General features: G+C 68.1%; 12 protein-coding genes and 2 pseudogenes. 8 read left to right on the top strand and 6 right to left on the bottom strand.

What is annotated here, in order from left to right; translation table 11 throughout:
- Nucleotides 1-140: 140 nt before the first annotated feature.
- The 3 genes from GM676_RS26100 to GM676_RS26090 all read right to left on the bottom strand — a co-directional run bounded on the left by GM676_RS26100 (nt 141) and on the right by GM676_RS26090 (nt 2,454).
- Nucleotides 141-842: a GntR family transcriptional regulator gene (locus GM676_RS26100; protein ID WP_371866381.1), complete on the bottom strand. Its 702-nt coding sequence runs from the start codon at nt 840-842 to the stop codon at nt 141-143.
- A complete protein-coding gene (locus tag GM676_RS26095) occupies nt 839-1,558 on the bottom strand; it encodes a GntR family transcriptional regulator (protein WP_155467128.1) in 720 nt (239 codons plus the stop codon). Before GM676_RS26095 ends, GM676_RS26100 begins: the two co-directional genes overlap by 4 nt.
- A gap of 722 nt (nt 1,559-2,280) precedes the next feature.
- Nucleotides 2,281-2,454, bottom strand: a complete 174-nt coding sequence (locus GM676_RS26090; protein WP_155467127.1) for a hypothetical protein — start codon at nt 2,452-2,454, stop codon at nt 2,281-2,283.
- Nucleotides 2,455-2,828: 374 nt separating this feature from the next.
- On the opposite strand from GM676_RS26090, the pseudogene GM676_RS26085 reads away from it, so the two are divergent.
- The 5 genes and pseudogenes from GM676_RS26085 to GM676_RS26065 all read left to right on the top strand — a co-directional run.
- Nucleotides 2,829-3,281, top strand: a pseudogene (locus GM676_RS26085) (enolase C-terminal domain-like protein); the annotation flags it as partial.
- A 19-nt stretch (nt 3,282-3,300) separates the two neighbouring features.
- Nucleotides 3,301-6,114 carry a glycosyl hydrolase 115 family protein gene (locus tag GM676_RS26080; protein WP_229262872.1) on the top strand — a complete coding sequence of 938 codons (2,814 nt, stop codon included), beginning with the start codon at nt 3,301-3,303 and terminating at the stop codon, nt 6,112-6,114.
- Nucleotides 6,115-6,140: 26 nt separating this feature from the next.
- Nucleotides 6,141-6,953 (top strand): NAD-dependent epimerase/dehydratase family protein, encoded by an 813-nt coding sequence (locus GM676_RS26075; protein WP_155467126.1) that lies wholly within the window; start codon nt 6,141-6,143, stop codon nt 6,951-6,953.
- Nucleotides 6,950-7,756 (top strand): rhamnogalacturonan acetylesterase, encoded by an 807-nt coding sequence (locus tag GM676_RS26070; protein ID WP_155467125.1) that lies wholly within the window; start codon nt 6,950-6,952, stop codon nt 7,754-7,756. Before GM676_RS26075 ends, GM676_RS26070 begins: the two co-directional genes overlap by 4 nt.
- 165 nt (nt 7,757-7,921) lie before the next feature.
- A complete protein-coding gene (locus tag GM676_RS26065; protein ID WP_155467124.1) occupies nt 7,922-10,051 on the top strand; it encodes a S53 family peptidase in 2,130 nt (709 codons plus the stop codon).
- 129 nt (nt 10,052-10,180) lie between these two features.
- On the opposite strand, the gene GM676_RS26060 is transcribed toward GM676_RS26065, so the two are convergent.
- Complete coding sequence (locus tag GM676_RS26060; RefSeq protein ID WP_155467123.1) at nt 10,181-10,945, bottom strand: SDR family oxidoreductase; 765 nt, start codon at nt 10,943-10,945, stop codon at nt 10,181-10,183.
- Between the two features lie 102 nt (nt 10,946-11,047).
- Between GM676_RS26060 and GM676_RS26055 the strand changes: the two genes are divergently transcribed.
- Nucleotides 11,048-12,004 carry a GlxA family transcriptional regulator gene (locus GM676_RS26055; RefSeq protein ID WP_155467122.1) on the top strand — a complete coding sequence of 319 codons (957 nt, stop codon included), beginning with the start codon at nt 11,048-11,050 and terminating at the stop codon, nt 12,002-12,004.
- Here GM676_RS26055 and GM676_RS26050 read toward each other — a convergent pair.
- Nucleotides 11,992-12,573: a hypothetical protein gene (locus tag GM676_RS26050; protein ID WP_155467121.1), complete on the bottom strand. Its 582-nt coding sequence runs from the start codon at nt 12,571-12,573 to the stop codon at nt 11,992-11,994. The two genes, GM676_RS26055 and GM676_RS26050, sit on opposite strands and share 13 nt — an antisense overlap.
- Before the next feature lie 63 nt (nt 12,574-12,636).
- Nucleotides 12,637-14,586 carry a phosphatase PAP2 family protein gene (locus GM676_RS26045; protein WP_155467120.1) on the bottom strand — a complete coding sequence of 650 codons (1,950 nt, stop codon included), beginning with the start codon at nt 14,584-14,586 and terminating at the stop codon, nt 12,637-12,639.
- A 170-nt stretch (nt 14,587-14,756) separates the two neighbouring features.
- On the opposite strand from GM676_RS26045, the gene GM676_RS26040 reads away from it, so the two are divergent.
- Together GM676_RS26040 and GM676_RS26035 are read left to right on the top strand one after the other, a co-directional pair.
- Complete coding sequence (locus GM676_RS26040) at nt 14,757-15,107, top strand: DUF2946 family protein (RefSeq protein WP_371866380.1); 351 nt, start codon at nt 14,757-14,759, stop codon at nt 15,105-15,107.
- A 67-nt stretch (nt 15,108-15,174) separates the two neighbouring features.
- Nucleotides 15,175-15,511 (top strand): annotated as a pseudogene (locus tag GM676_RS26035) (TolC family protein); the annotation flags it as partial.

The raw sequence follows: 15,511 nt of genomic DNA, 5'->3' as shown, positions 1-15,511 counted from the left end.
CTTCACACCGGCGCCACGTTGTTGCGCTGGTGGACCGGGTCGATCGACTTGGTCGCGTTGACATGTATCAGCCCGGCATGGCCAGCGCCGCCAAGCCGCCAGCATTCGCGTGCCTCACCAGTGCCGCCGATAAACGCGCTTCACTGGGCGAGCAAATAATCTGGATATTCCGCCCGAATCGTGTCCAGCTGCGCCAGGGTTCCGGACAGATGCTGGCGCACGTTGCGCTGCGCTCCTCTGGCGTCACCCGCCGCGATCGCGGCGAGGATGCTCGTGTGGTCCGACAGGATGTTGGCCGCCTTGTCCTTGATCGGCGCGTGAAGCCGCCGCAGCCGATCCAGATGGCCGCTTTGCTGGCGCATCCAATGCCATAGCGTTTCCACCTGGGCGGCGATGTAGAGCTGGCGATGGAACATCTGGTCCACCTGCATGAACGTCGCGAAGTCACGGTGCGCCAACGCCAGCGCCTGTTGGGACAGGAGGTTTTCCAGCGACGTCAGGGGAAGGCGGCTGGGCGTCTGCGCCAGCAGGTGGACGATTTCCAGCTCCAGCGACAGTCTCAGCAGATGTGCCTGCCGGGCGGACTCGACATCGATCGCGCGCACGGCCGTGTTCTGCTGCGGCACGATATCGACCAGCCCTGCTTCACCGAGGCGCAGCAGCGCATCGCGGATCGGCGTCGACGACAGATGGTAGTAGGCCGCGAGTTCATCGCGCTGCAATTGCGTGCCGGGCTTGAGTTCGAGCGAGATGATACGGTCGCGCAAATCGTCAAAGACCTGCGCCGACGCGCTGCGCGTGCGGTCCAGCCGGAAACCGCCGGGTTGGAACAAGGGATTCACGCCGCGCCCGCCTCGGCATGGCCGACCAGGTAGTCGGGATAGCGCTCGCGCAAGCTCATCAATTGAGACAGCGAGTCGCCCAAATGCTCGCGCACCGCCGTTTCCGCCAGATCGGGCGATCCGGCCGCGATCGCCGCGACGATCGCCGCGTGATCGTCCAGCACGGATTCGGCTTTACCGTTGACCAGCAAATGCAGTCGCCTGAGGCGGTCCATATTGCCGCTCTTGCCGCGCATGAGACGCCACAGCTGCTCGGCGCCGGCGGCGATGTACATGCGCTCGTGAAAGCCCTGATCGGCCTGGGCAAAGGCATCCATGTCGTCACACTCCAGACAGGCGCGCTGACGCCCGACCAGATCCCGCAGCGCCTGCACCAGCGCCGCGTCGCGGCGGCCGGCCAGCATCCGGGCGATTTCCAGCTCCAGGCTGAGGCGCAGGAAATGCACGTTGCGGGCGGACTCCAGGTCCACCGCGCGCACCCGCGTGCCGTGCTGGGGAAAAATGTCGACCAGTTCGTCGTCCCGAAGTTTGAGCAGCGCGTCGCGCACGGGCGTCACCGAAACGCCGAAGTAGCTCGCCAGCTGCGCCCGGTCCAGGCTCATCCCGGGTTTGAATGTCAGCCTGACGATCGCCGAACGCAGGTAGTGATAGATTTGCTGCGCGGCGCTTTGCGACTTATCCATGGCAAACGGGCCGGCGAGCTCAAGTGTATTCATTGCGATGTGATGGCTGCGGCAAAGGTGGTGTGCGGACGTAAAGTTTTAGTACTTCATGGATTGTAACATACTGTCTCGTGAGCGGCCAGCAGTAAGCGGCGGACGGCGGCCGGTCCGTACGCGGCGGGGGCTGAGGTTCTCATTTTAGCCCATTCTCAAAAAGCATAGTTGGCGGCAAAAAACGTATAGATGCGTTGTAATGTATTAGTGCATACTGATTGCTCAAATATTATCGGCTGCGATGGCACCCGTCATGGCGGACCAGGAGACACCACATGGCTTACTTTTGCACGGCGCCCATCCGCCAGCAATCCTGCCGTACCACGCCGCCGCTTGCCACCGGCGACCCGCCCTGATCCCCTTGCCGCCGCGGCGTCCGCCTCGCGGCGCCCCGCCCCCCCGTTCCGTTTACGCGGAGCATGACCGCCGCCCTCCGGCCGAGCCGCCGCCGGGACGGCGCAACGGGCTGGCTTGCGCCGGCTCTTTCTCACTATCTGTCAACGAAAGGTTCCCATGAAAACGACAACCATGAAGTGGACTCTGTACCGCCGCCTGCCCGGTCTGCTGGCGGGGGTATTGGCGATGCAGGCCGGTCACGCGGGCGCGGCCACCGTGTCGGGCGTGGCGACGTCGCTCAGCGACGCGCAAAAATACTACCTGGTCGTGGACGGCAAGCCCGCCTACCAGACCAGCGTCCAGATTCGCCTGGACAAGCTGCGCTACTATTGGAACTTCGACGCGGCGGCGCGCGACGCGGTCGTCGCCCAGGCCGCGTCCGATGGTTTCAACACCATCGTGGTGCCCATCCATTGGTACGAGGTGGAGCCGGCGAAGGACGTCTTTAGCTGGACCATCCTGGACGAATACATGGCGTTGGCCAGCAAGTACAATCTCAAGCTCGAAGTGCTGTGGATGGGCCAGAACAGCGGCGGTCATATCCAGTGGCTGGGCGACCCGGCCGGCAACCCGATCCACCTGCGGGTGCCCGACTACGTGCTGTATTCGCCGTCCCCGGCATCGACGGCGACCACCAGCAATTACACGATCCGGACCGACATGAGTCCCTACACGCTGGACCTGGCCGACAATAATTTGAAGGCGCGTGAAAAGTACGTGCTGGGCCAGGTCATGAATCATGTGGCGAGCTGGGATGCCGGGATGAACGCCGGCAAACATACCCTGGTCGGCGTCCAGATCGACAACGAGGTCCGCGGCTACAACGGTATCTCGTTCACCGCGGCCCAGATCATTTCCTACACCAGCGACGTGCCAGATGCGCCACGCGCACCAGCTGGGCGCGGTCGACATCCCGCTGGCCGATCCCCACTTCTGGACCATGCAAGGTTCGGTCCGGCTGGCGCAGCTGTGCCACGACTGGGGAATGACCTGGGGCTCGCACTCCAACAACCACTTCGACATCTCGCTGGCCATGTTCACCCACGCGGCAGCCGCCGCGCCGGGCGCCATCACCGCCATCGACACCCACTGGATCTGGCAGGAGGGCACGGAACGCCTGACACGGGAGCCGCTCCAGATCGTCGATGGCGCGGTGGCGGTGCCCGACCGCCCGGGGCTGGGCGTGGCGCCGGACATGGCGCGGATCGAGCGCGCCCACGCCTTGTACCAGCAAGTCGGGCAGGGCGCGCGCGACGACGCGCTGGCGATGCGGCAGCTGGTCCCCGGCTGGACGTATGATCCCAAACGCCCGAGCCTGGCGCGCTGAAGCCGGCGCCATTTTTCGCATGACCACCACCACCCTTGCCATGAACCCTGTCCAAGCATTTATCCGTACCACGGCGGCCGGCGCCCTGCTGGCGCTGTACGCCGGCGCCCATGCGGCGGCGCTGCCCCTGAAAACCGCGGACGGCGCGCCGACCGTGCTGGCCGAAGAGCAGGAAACCGTGCAGGTGGCGGCGGACCTGCTGCGGCGCGATCTCGGCGCCGTGGTGGGCGCCCCGGCGCGGCCGGTCCGGCGGCTGGAGGACTGCGCCCGCGTGTGTTTCGTGCTGGGCCGTCACGACTCCGTGTTGATGGCCGACGTCGCCAGGCGCGCCGGCGTCGACCTATCCTGGCTGAGGGGGCAATGGGAACGTTACGAGCGCGCGGTGCTGCCCCTGCCCGGCGCCCCGGACAAACACATGGTGCTGATCGCCGGCGCGGACGCCAGGGGCACCGCCTACGGCGTGATCGATGTCACGCGCGAGCTCGGGATCTCCGCGTGGGAGTGGTGGGCCGACGTCGCGCCGCCGGCCCGCCCCGACGCCGCGCTTGCCACGGAACGCCTGCGCGCGCGCGCGCCATCGGTGCGGTATCGCGGCATCTTCCTGAACGACGAGGACTGGGGCCTGCAGCCGTGGGCCGCGCGTCACGACCCGAGCGGCGACATCGGCCCGGCCACGTATGCGCGCATCTTCGAGCTGATGCTGCGCCTGAAGGCCAATCTGGTCTGGCCGGCGATGCACGACTCGACCACACCGTTCTATCAGATCGACGGCAACGCCGAGGTCGCAAAAAAATATGGCATCGTGGTGGGCACCTCGCACGCCGAGCCCATGATGCGCAACAACGTGCGCGAATGGGTGCGCGGGCAGCGCGGCGACTTTAATTTCTTCACCAACCGCAAGGCCCTGGTCGACTACTGGGGCGAGCGGGTGGCGCAAGTGAAGGGGTACGAGAATGTGTATTCGGTCGGCATCCGTGGCGTGCACGACTCCGCCATGGAGGGGGCGACCTCGCTGCGGCAGGCGCGCGACGCGGTAGGCGACGCCATCGGCGTGCAGCGCCAGTTGCTGGCCAGCGCCCACGGCCAGGACCCGGCCCACGTCCCGCAAGCGCTGACGCTCTACAAGGAAGTGCTCGATATTTACCGGGCCGGACTGCAAGTGCCCGACGACATCACGCTGCTGTGGCCGGACGACAACTATGGCTATCTGCACCAGCTGAGCACGCCCGCGGAGGCGCGCCGCGGCGGCGGCACGGGGCTCTACTATCATTTGTCTTACTGGGGGCGCCCGCACGACTATCTGTGGCTGGGCACAACCAATCCGGAGCTGGTGCGCGATCAACTGCAACGCGCGGTCGCCACCGGCGCCCGCAAAATGTGGGTCGCCAATGTCGGCGACATCAAGCCCCTGGAGTATCTGACCCAGTACTTCCTGGACTGCGCGTTCGACGCCGATCTGCTCAACGCGCCCGCGCAGGACCACCTGCGGCGGTGGGTCGCCCAACAATTCGGCGCGGCGGCGGCCGGCGACATCGCCGCCGTGCTGCGGGACTATTACGAGCTGGCATGGGAGCGCCGTCCGGAGTTCATGGGGTTCAGCCAGGTGGAATCGATCACGCCGGTGCGCCAGAGCGACTACCTTGGCAGTGGCGGCGAGGAGGCGGAACGCCGCCTGCAGCGCTACCAGGCGCTGGCCGAGCGCGCGCGCGCGCTCGGCGCGTCGCTGCCGGCCAGCCTGCGCGAGGCTTACTTCCAGCTGGTCCTGTATCCGGTGCAGTCGAGCGCCCATCTGAACCTCCGCATTCTGAAGCTCGATCTCGCCGCGCAATACGCGCGCGAGGGACGGCAGGCGGCCTCGCTGTATGCCCGCCAGGCCGCGGCGGCGCAGCAGGCGATTTCGCGCGACACGGCCGAATACAACGCGATGGCCCAGGGCAAGTGGGCCGGGATGATGGACGCGGCGCCGCGCAAGCTGCCGGTGTTCGAGGCGCCGCTGTTTCCGGCGTATGGGCGCTCGTCGCGCGACGATTGCACGCTGGCGTATCCCGGCGCGCTGTCCAGCCAGGGCGACTCGCTGAACTTCACCGCCGGCGTGGCCGGCCTGCGCACGCTGACGGTGGTGCGGCGTGGCGCCAGCGCGCAGACATGGTCGGTGGCGGCCGCGCCGGCCGGCATAGGCACGGAGGTGTCTGGCGGCACGCTCGATGCCGGCAATGGCTTCGAGCAGCGCGTCGCGGTGCGCTACGATGGCAAAGGCGCGGTTGACGGACTGGTGCTGCGGTGCGGCGAGGCCATGTTGAAAGCCGCGATAACGCTGGCGCCCGCGCCGGTCGCCGGCCTCCCCGGCGAGCAGGAACGTATTGTCGCGCTACCGGCCGCCACCGGCGCCGCCACGAAAGGCTGGGGCGCCGCGCCGGGATTGGGCAGCTATGGCAACAGCATGCGCGCCGACCTCGATCTGCCGTCGCGTCCGTTGGCGCAGGCCAGCGCCGCGCCGGTCCTGTCTTACGCTTTCTCGAGCACCTCGAGCGGGGAGGCGCAGCTGGTCTTCGTCGCGCTCCCGGTCCACCCGCTCACCTCTGAAAACCAGGTCCGGGTGGCCTATCGGCTGGATGACGGCCCGATGCAATTGCTGGACTTCGCCACCCGCGGCCGCAGCGATGAATGGAAGCGGAACGTGCTCTCCAATACCGCCGTGCGCAGCGTGCGGCTGGACGAGTTGCCGCCGGGGGCGCACCGCTTGCAGGTATTCGCACTGGACCCCGGCTTCGTGCTGGACCGGATAGAGGTGCGCTTTGACGGCGCGCCGAACTACTATGGCAAGCCACTTTAAACCATCACCCAGAGGAGAGTTCCAAGATGGCCAAACCGTTTAACCGTTTGTTGCTGACCGGCGCCGCCGGCAACCTGGGCAAGGTCCTGCGGCCGCGGATCGCCGCGTGGGCGGAAATCGTCCGCGTGAGCGACGTCGCCGCGATGGCGCCAGCCCAGGCGGGCGAGGAAGTGGTGCGGTGCGATCTGTCGGACAAGGCCGCCGTGAACCAGCTGATGCGGGGTGTCGACGCGGTGTTGCATTTCGGTGGCATATCGACCGAAAACACCTTCGAGGCCGTTTTGCGCGCCAATATCCAAGGCACCTACAACATCTACGAGGCGGCCCATCTGCACGGCGTGCGCCGCGTCGTCTTCGCCAGTTCCAACCACGCCGTCGGCTTCTATGAGCAAAACCAGTTCATCGATGCCCACGCCCCCACCCGGCCTGACGGCATGTACGGGCTGAGCAAGGTGTTTGGCGAGCAGCTCGGCCGCTATTATTACGACCGCGCCGGGATCGAGACGGTGTGCCTGCGGATCGGTTCAAGCTATCCCGAGCCGGCCAACCGGCGCATGATGGGCAGCTGGCTCAGCTACGACGATCTGCAGGAGGCCCTGCGCTGCTCCTTGTTTACGCCGCGCGTCGGTTTCACGGTGCTCTTTGGCACCTCGGATAATCCGGTGCGATGGTGGGACAACCGCCACGCCTCGCACCTGGGATTCCGGCCGAAAGACTCGTCGGCGCGGTTTGCCCATTTGTTCCCCGATTCGGGCGCCTACCCGTCGCCCAACGATCCGCTGATGCGCTATGTCGGCGGCACCTTCGTCAATGACGGCCCGCGTTATGGAGAGCAATGATGAAACATGTCTTTGCCTGTGCCATGGCGCTGGCGTCGCTGCCGGGCGCCCCGGCGGCGCACGCGGGCGAGGCCCAACCATTGCGCTTCATCCTCATTGGCGACTCAACCATGGCCAGGGGGAGCGGCTATGGCGACGCCTTCTGCGCCCGCGTCGCGGTCGAAGACACGTGCATCAATCTGGCCAGGGCTGGACGCAGTTCGGCCAGCTTTCGCAAGGAAGGGCGGTGGGAGGAAGTCCTGGGGCTGTTACGCGCGGGCGGCGCCTACCGCGCCACGTATGTGTTGATTCAATTCGGCCACAACGACCAGCCGGGCAAACCTGGCCATTCCACCGATCTGGCCACCGAGTTCCCCGCCAATCTGGCGCGGTACGCGGAGGAGGCCAAGGCCGCCGGCGGCAAGCCGGTGCTGATCACGCCACTGACACGCCGTAATTTCGTTAACGGCGTGCTGGACAACAACCTGCGGCCCTGGGCGGCGGCCGCCTTGACGGTGGCGTCGCGACAGGATGTGCCGGCGCTGGACCTGAATCGCGACAGCTACGCCGCCGTGCAGGCGATGGGGCAGGACGCGGCGGATACCCTGGCGGTCGCCCCAAGACCCGCGGACTATGTGGCGCCGGCGACATTGCCGGGAACGCTGGCGGCGCCCGATGCGCCGCCACCGCCACGGCACACCGCGACCCAAAGCGCATTCGATCGCACGCATCTGGGAACGCATGGCGCCGATTACTTTTCGCGCATGCTGCGAGACGAACTGATCGCTACCCTCCCTGAACTCGGCGCGCATGTGCGGCCATGAAGCCGTCTTGCGGGCCGCTTAAGCCGGGACGGCCCGCGCGGCGCGGCGGGGGGCTTTTACACGATTTTACGTGGTTTTGCCGCGATATTGTCGATCACGCAATATATTTCCACACGGGAATTTGCTAGTATCTCCTGGACCACGCAAAATTTCCGAGAGATTGCCATGCAATACTTCCCACGCATGCTGTCACTGACCTGCATCGCGGCGCTGCTGAGCGCCTGCGGCGGCAGCGACAGCACCTCCGACACGGCCCCGGCGCAAAGCGCCGCGCCGCTGGCCACGGCCGCCACCATCCTGACGCTGGACGACGGCGCCCTGCCGGCCGCCGATGCGCAGCAGTTTGCCCAGCCAGCGTTCCACATGGCGCCGGTGCTGCTGGACACCCCGGCCGATGCCGCGCCCGGTGAACAAGCGCCGGCCGCCGTGCACACGCAAACCGTGCCGAGCCAGTTCCGCCGCCTGAACTCGCGCCTGCTGACGGTGGACGCCCTGCGCGCCGTGCAAGCCGGCCGCAGCGTCACCAGCAGCGATGGCTCGTCGGCCACGCCGCTGGCAACCAGCACCACGGTGGTGACCTACACCCCGGCCCAGATCCGCGCCGCCTACGGCTTGCCGGCGCTGCCCGCCAGCTTCACCGGCCTGAGCGCCGCGCAAGCCGCCCAGCTGGGCGCCGGCCAGACGATTTACATCGTCGACGCCATGCACAACCCCAACATCGCCGCCGAGCTGGCCGCCTTCAACAGCAAGTTCGGCCTGCCGACCTGCACCACCAAGGCCATCGCCACCAGCGCCAGCCTGCCGCTGGCGAGCGCCTCGTCCAGTGCCTGCGAACTGTCCATCGTCTACAGCACCAGCAGCGGCGGCATGACCGCCACCGCGCCCGGCTACGACTCCGGCTGGGCCACCGAGATCGCGCTGGACGTGCAATGGGCGCACGCCACCGCGCCGCTGGCGCGCATCGTGGTGATCGAGGCCGCCAGCGCCAGTTACGACAATCTGCTGGGCGGCGTGCGCCTGGCCAACAAGCTGGGCGCGGGCATCGTCTCGATGAGCTTTGGCGGCAGCGAAAGCAGCGGCACCAGCGCCGCCGACAGCGTGTTCTCGGTCGCCAACATGACCTACCTGGCCGCCACCGGCGACTCCGGCGCCGGCGTGGCCTGGCCGTCGGTCTCGCCGAAAGTGCTGGCGGTGGGCGGCACCACCCTGACCTACAGCGGCACCGGCGCGCGCTCGGAAGTGGTGTGGTCCGGCACCGGCGGCGGCGTCAGCAGCTACGTGGCGACGCCCACCTATCAAAGCACGGCGGTGCCGGGCATGGGCACGGCCGTGCGCCGCACCGTTGCCGACGTCGCCTTCAACGCCGACCCCAACAGCGGCCAGTACGTGGCGGTGATCGCCTCCGGCAGCAGCACCGTCAAATGGACCAGCGTCGGCGGCACCAGCCTGGCGACGCCGCAGTGGGCCGGCCTGATCGCCGTCGCCAACGCCCTGCGCGCGCAAAACGGCAAGGCCGCGCTGGCCCAGCCGCACAGCGCCCTGTACACCAACATCGCCACCGTGGCTGGCACCTATGCCAGCGTGTTCGCCGACATCACCAAAGGCAGCCACGGCACCTGCGCCGCCTGCGGCGGCGAGGTCGGCTACGACCAGGCCACCGGTCTCGGCACGCCGAACGGCGCCGCGCTGCTGTCCACCCTGTCCGGCCTGACCGTGCAGACGGCGCCGGTGGTGAGCGGCGCCACCATCAGCGGCAAGGCCGGCACCGCGCTCAGCTTCACGGCCGCGGTCAGCGCCAGCAATGCCGTGACCTATGCGCTGAGCGGCGCGCCGTCCGGCATGAGCATCAGCGGCGCGGGCGTGGTCAGCTGGGCGGCGCCGGTGGCCGGCAGCTACAGCGTCACCGTCACCGCCAGGGACAGCGTCAACGGCCTGAGCGGCAGCGGCGTGTACAGCGTGGTGATCGCCGCCGCCAGCAGCGGCACCGGCACCGGCACCGGCAGCACTGGCGGCACCACCTCGTCGACGCCGCCGGTGATCACCGCCAGCGCGTTGAGCGGCGTGGCCGGCAGTCCGCTGACCGGCACCATCGGCATCAAGGTCAGCAACAGTGGCACGGTCTCGGTCAACATCTCGGGCGCGCCGCTTGGCATGACGTTCTCCGCCAGCGGCATGAACGTGGCGGTGTCGTGGCCATCGCCGGTGGCCGGCAGCTACACCCTGAAACTGAGCGCCACCGACAGCACCGGCGCCAGCGGCACGGCCAGCATTCCGGTGACCATCAGCCGCCGCTGATCGTCCCCACCTCCCTGTGTATTCAGGGTCAGCTCTGTCATTTGGACATTTGCGGAACTAACTTAAAATTTTTAGTTCCCCATTTGTCCGAATGACAGAGCTGACCCCGGATGTTTGGACCCCGGATGTTTAGTGGCCCATCGGGATCGGGTTGTCTTTGATGGACTGGTTGAAGGCGTTCACCAGCGCGTGCTCGCCCGAGCCGGGATTGTCGCGCAAGGCGGCGATCGCTTCGACGATCACTTCATCCTTGCCGGCCGCCAGCTGCTGCATGGTCTCGCGGATGAAGTCCGGCAGCGGCATGGCGCGCGCGTCGCCGCTTTTGTAGATCAGGTCGGTATCCACCCACGGCGGCGCGATCTCGATCACCCGCACGCCGCTGTCGGCCAGCATGAAGCGTTGCGACAGCGCGTACGAGTGCAGCGCCGCCTTGGTGGCCGAGTACACCGCCGTGTTCGCCAGCGGGATGAAGGCCAGCACCGACGAGTTGTGGATCACTACCGCGTCTTGTTGTTGCTTGAGGTGCGGCAGCAGGGCCGAGGTCAGGCGCACCGGACCGAGGAAGTTGGTGGCCACCGTGGCCAGCGCGCTGGCGTCGTCGATGGCGCCGGCCGCGTCGTCGAACGGCATGATGCCGGCGTTGTTGAACAGCACGTTCAGCGCCGGGAATTCGCGCCGCAGGCGCGCCGCCACGGCCTCGATCTGCGCCGCGTCCTGGATGTCCAGTTCGATGCCGACCATGCCCGGGTTGGCCGCTGTCACTTGGTCCAGCAGGGCCTTGCGGCGGCCGCTGATGATGACCTGGTTGCCCTGTTGGTGGAAGGCTTCGGCGATGCCGCGGCCGATGCCCGAGGCGCCGCCGGTGATGAAGATGGTGTTGCCGCTGGTTTTCATGATGGTTCCTTTCAAAGAGTGGATGCGTGACATTCTGCCGCCCGCCGGCATGTCCGTTGGGACCAATAACACGCATTTTCGGACATGGCGTACAATGGGCGCATGAAACGCATCGCTCTCGTCATTTACCCCGGCTTCCAGGCGCTCGACATGGCGGCGCTGACCGTCTTTGAATTCGCCAACACGCTGACGCCGCGGCCCTCCTATGCGCTGGCCACGGTGTCGGTGGACGGCGGCCCGGTGCGCAGCTCGGCCGGCGTGGCGCTGGATAGCCAGCCGCTGGCGGCCGCCCGCTACGACACGCTGCTGGTCGGCGGCGCCCTGCAGGAGCCGGCCCGCCAGCCGGCGCTGGAGGCGGCCCTGCAAGCGGCCGCGCCCCACACGCGCCGCATGGCCAGCATCTGCACCGGCGCCTTCATCCTGGCCGCCGCCGGCCTGATGGACGGCAAGCGCGCCACCACCCACTGGATTTTCGGCCGCCGCTTGCAGCAGTTGTATCCGGCCTTGCAGGTCGACGAGGACAAGATTTTCGTCAAGGATGGCGCGGTGTGGTCGTCGGCCGGGGTCACCGCCTGCATCGACATGGCGCTGGCCATGGTCGAGGGCGACCTGGGCGTCGACCTTGCCAGACAGGTGGCGCGCGCCATGGTGGTGTATCACCGCCGCAGCGGCGGCCAGTCGCAGTTCTCCGCCCTGGCCGAGATCGAGCCCAGCTCGGACCGCGTCAAGCACGCCCTGTTGTACGCGCGCGACCATCTGCACCAGGAGTTGAGCGTGGAGGAGCTGGCCGCGCGGGTGCACTGGAGCCCGCGCCATTTCAGCCGCATGTTCCAGGCCCAGACCGGCATGGCGCCGGCCAAGGCGATCGAGAAGTTAAGGGTGGAGGCGGCGCAGGCGCTGATCGATCAGGGCCATTCCTCGGTGGCCCGCATCGCCGCCCTGACCGGCTTCGGCGACGAGGAGCGCCTGCGCCGCGCCTTCCTGCGCGCCTACGGCCAGCCGCCCAAGGTGTTCGTGCACCAGGCGCGCCGCCGCAACGAGCACGTTTATTTGTCCTGAGCTGGTTTCGCGGCGGCCGGGGCGCGGTTGCGGATGGCGTTCAGCTGCTTGAGTTCCTTGTCGCTGGCGTTGGCCAGCAGGGCCTCGTGCGCCTTGCCCAGCGCGATGTAGCGGGCCTGCTCGGGCGTCACGGCGTTGCCGCGCAGCGCCCAGCTGGTGAGGCAGCCGGTGGCCAGGCAGCACAGCAGCACCAGCCCGGTGTAGATGGCGATCCAGGCGCCGGTCCTGAATTGCAGCAGGTTGAGCGCGAGGCCGGTCTTGCGCGCCGCCTCGGTGGCCGCGCCCAGCTCCCGCACCATCTCGCCGACCGCCGCCTGGGTGGCGGCGGTGGCGGCCGCGCTGGCCTGGGCGCCGGCCGTGTCGGCGATCTGCCGGGCCTCGGCGTTGAGCCGCACTGCTTCGGCGATCTTGCCGTCGATCTGGCTCAGGCCGGCGTTGGCCAGCCGCACCAGCTTGTCGCAGTTGGCGATCTGCCGCGTGACGTTGGCGACCTCGCCGTGAAAACGCTCGACCTCCCTGGCGTGGGCGTCGAGCTTGTCGTTGAAGAGGTCGAGTTCAGCTTGGTTCATGGCGCGGTCGGCGGATGGACGATGTCGTCATCATACATGCTGCGGCCGCGCCCGCGGCAAGGCTTAGCCCAGCGTCAGCGTCAGGGTGGTGGCGCCATAGTTGGGCGTCACGTTGCTGTAGCCGTCCACCGTGATGGTGTTGAACTTGCCCTGCAGGTTGCCGGCCATGATCACGGTCAGCACCTCGCCCGCCTTCGGCTTGTAGCCGTTGGCGAACTTGATGCGCAGCGTGCCGCCGGCGATGGTGGCGGTGCCGGCCACGGTCAGGGTGCCGGCGCTGCCCGCCGCGGCGCCGCCCAGGTCCAGTTCCAGCGTGGTGCCGCCGCTCAGCTGGGTGTACTTGCCGGCCAGGCGCAGCGCCGTCGGCGCGTTGGCCACCAGCGTGCCGCCGCTGTTGTAGACGTCGCCCAGGCCAAACGCCGCCACCGAGTCGCCTTGCAGGGTGCCGGCCGCCAGCTCGGTGCCGCCGGTCCAGCTGTTGGCGCCGGCCAGCTTCAGCGTGCCCGTGCCTTGCTTGACCAGCTTGCCCGCGCCGCCGATGTCGTTGCGCCAGCGGTCGGCCGCGTGGAAGCCGCCCTTGGCCGCGTCCATGGTGATGGCGACGTTGCCGCTGAAGGCGCCGTAGCCGTCGGCCGCCGCGAACAGGTTCAGGCGGCCCCAGCCTTCAGGGTCGTCCATCACCGGGTAGCCCGAGGCCAGCGCGGTGGTCTTCAGCACCACCCGGCGCTGCGCCGCGTCCAGGTAGGGCAGGCGGGTTTCCAGCAGCACCTCGGCGCCTTTCGGCACGCTGGCCAGCGCCGTGGTGGCGGCGATCGGCGCGAAGCCATAGGTGCTGCGGCGCAGGAAGTTGGCCTTGTTGGTGGCGTAGTCGGCGAAGCGGTCGTTGGCCGTGGTGCCCGATTGCGCGTAGGCGGCAAAGGTGGCGTCGGTGGTGCCGGTGGCGGCCAGCAGGGTGCTGTGGGCCTGGGCCACGGCCGCCGCTTTCCTGGCGGCGTTGGCCGGGTCGGCCAGGTTGGCGGCCGCGCTGGCCAGGCCGAGGATGCGGCCGCTGATCACGTCCAGCGGCGAGTGCATGCCGGCCAGGATGCGCGATTCGCCCAGTTCCAGCCCGCGACTCAGCATTTCCTGATAGCGCTCCGGCACCGCGTAGGCCATGGCCACGGCGTCGCGCTCGGCTTCGGCCGAGTGGCCGCTGGTGAAGCCGCCGTCGGTGGCCGGGGTGCCGCTCTTGGCCGGCACCAGCGCCGGCAGCACGATCACGCTGCTGCTCCAGCGGTACGGGCGGGCGTATTTGTAGAAGCGCTTGGCCGGTTCGGTCGAGGCGTTGTTGCCGACCAAATTCACCAGGTCGACCACGCTGCCGAAGCTGGCGTTGGCGGCGCCGCCGACGCCGGTGTTGTTGCCGCTGTCGTTGTACAGCTTGGTGGTGGCGTCGGCCGCCACCTCGGTGATGCTGGTGGTCTGCTGGGCGGCCGCGCGCCAGGCGGCGGTCAGCGGACCCATGCCGTCGCTGACGCTGTAGCCCTTGCCGCGGCGGTCGTCCAGGTAGGCTTGCACGGCCTGGGCGGCGGTGCGGTTGCGGGTGGCGTTGATCACGTAATCGATGTTGGCCTGGTGTACGGCGGCGTTGAGCACGGTGCCGTCCGGCGTGCCGTCGCCCGGCACCCCGCTCCAGGTCGAGGCCACCACGGCCGGGAAGCCGTCCACCGCCGCCGCGGTCTGGCCGGCGTCGACGATTTCGGTCAGCGGTTTCCAGATGGCCAAAAAGCCGCCCAGCACGCGCACGCCGGCGTTGGTGGCCAGGGTGGCGTAACGGGCGTCGCCGCGCTGGTTGGTGGCGATGGTGTCGACAAAGGCGGTGGCGCTTGGCACGGGTGCCACGTCGGCCGCGCCTTGGTCGGCCGGCGCGGCCGGGATGACCAGCGGTTGGTCGCTGCTGGAGCCGCCACAGGCGCTCAGGGCGGCGGCGATGCTCAGGGCCAGGATCAGGGGGCGGGCGGTCAGGTGGTGCATAGCGGGTCCATGGTTGGTTGGAAAAACGCCACAGAGTAATGACGTCATATGACATGCCTGTTACGTCATGGCCATGGCAGCGCTTCCAGCGCAAAATATTATCGATTCTTAGCTTTTCGCCTGCCGCGCGGCGGGCGCGATGGCCGGCCACGCCGTGCTAGAATCACGCGGTGAAAAAGCTATTGCTGATCCTGCTGCTGACGATTTTGCCGATCCAGTATTCCTGGTCGATGGCGGCCGTCTATTGCCAGCACGAGGCCAGCAAGGCGAGCCACTTCGGCCATCACGGCCATGCGCACGAGGCGCAGGCCGAGGATGATGGCGATGGCGCCGTCAAGAGCAAGCTGGCCAAGCATGGCGACTGCGAGGTCTGCCATCACGCGGTGCAGGTCTCGCTGCCGGGCGCCGAGGCGCCGCTGACGGTGGCGCCGGCCGCCGCCTACGCGCCGCCGGGCGCGCTGCATTATCTCTCCTTCATCGCCGACGGGCCGCCCCGGCCCAATTGGTCTCTCGTCGCCTGAGCGCGACGAGGCCTGATGCTTTTCCCTGTTCACGTCTCGTCGAATATCCCTTTCACCGGAGCATTCGATGTTGAAATTTGTCTTGCCGCTATGCGTAGCGGCGTGGCCTGCGTGCGCGCAGGCCGGAGTTGAGCCGTCCGCACCTTTGACGCTGTCCGCGGCGCTGGTGCTGGCGGAGGAGGGCCATCCCGGCCTGTCGGCGGCACGCCAGGCGCTGGCGGCCGAGGATGGCGTGGTGCGCCAGGCCGGCCTGCCGCCGAATCCGACCATGTCGCTGGAGCGCGTCGACACGCAGCGCGCCGGCCGCGAGACCACCGTGTTATTGAGCCAGCCGCTGGAGCTGGGCGGCCAGCGCGCGGCGCGGGTACGGGCGGCCCAGCGTGGCCGCGAGGGCGTGGCGGCCA

The organism is Duganella radicis, assembly GCF_009720825.1.
GTDB classification, from domain to species: domain Bacteria; phylum Pseudomonadota; class Gammaproteobacteria; order Burkholderiales; family Burkholderiaceae_D; genus Rugamonas; species Rugamonas radicis.
The sequence above is the reverse complement of the archived record's forward strand: the minus strand, read 5'-3'. Positions and strand labels throughout refer to the sequence as shown.

Bases quoted from the DNA above. Each gene is read 5' to 3' on its own strand.
- GM676_RS26050 (WP_155467121.1), bottom strand. From the start codon at position 12,573: ATGAACCAAGCTGAACTCGACCTCTTCAACGACAAGCTCGACGCCCAC.
- GM676_RS26055 (WP_155467122.1), top strand. From the start codon at position 11,048: ATGAAACGCATCGCTCTCGTCATTTACCCCGGCTTCCAGGCGCTCGAC.
- GM676_RS26045 (WP_155467120.1), bottom strand. From the start codon at position 14,586: ATGCACCACCTGACCGCCCGCCCCCTGATCCTGGCCCTGAGCATCGCC.
- GM676_RS26080 (WP_229262872.1), top strand. From the start codon at position 3,301: ATGACCACCACCACCCTTGCCATGAACCCTGTCCAAGCATTTATCCGT.
- GM676_RS26075 (WP_155467126.1), top strand. From the start codon at position 6,141: ATGGCCAAACCGTTTAACCGTTTGTTGCTGACCGGCGCCGCCGGCAAC.
- GM676_RS26070 (WP_155467125.1), top strand. From the start codon at position 6,950: ATGATGAAACATGTCTTTGCCTGTGCCATGGCGCTGGCGTCGCTGCCG.
- GM676_RS26065 (WP_155467124.1), top strand. From the start codon at position 7,922: ATGCAATACTTCCCACGCATGCTGTCACTGACCTGCATCGCGGCGCTG.
- GM676_RS26095 (WP_155467128.1), bottom strand. From the start codon at position 1,558: ATGAATACACTTGAGCTCGCCGGCCCGTTTGCCATGGATAAGTCGCAA.
- GM676_RS26060 (WP_155467123.1), bottom strand. From the start codon at position 10,945: ATGAAAACCAGCGGCAACACCATCTTCATCACCGGCGGCGCCTCGGGC.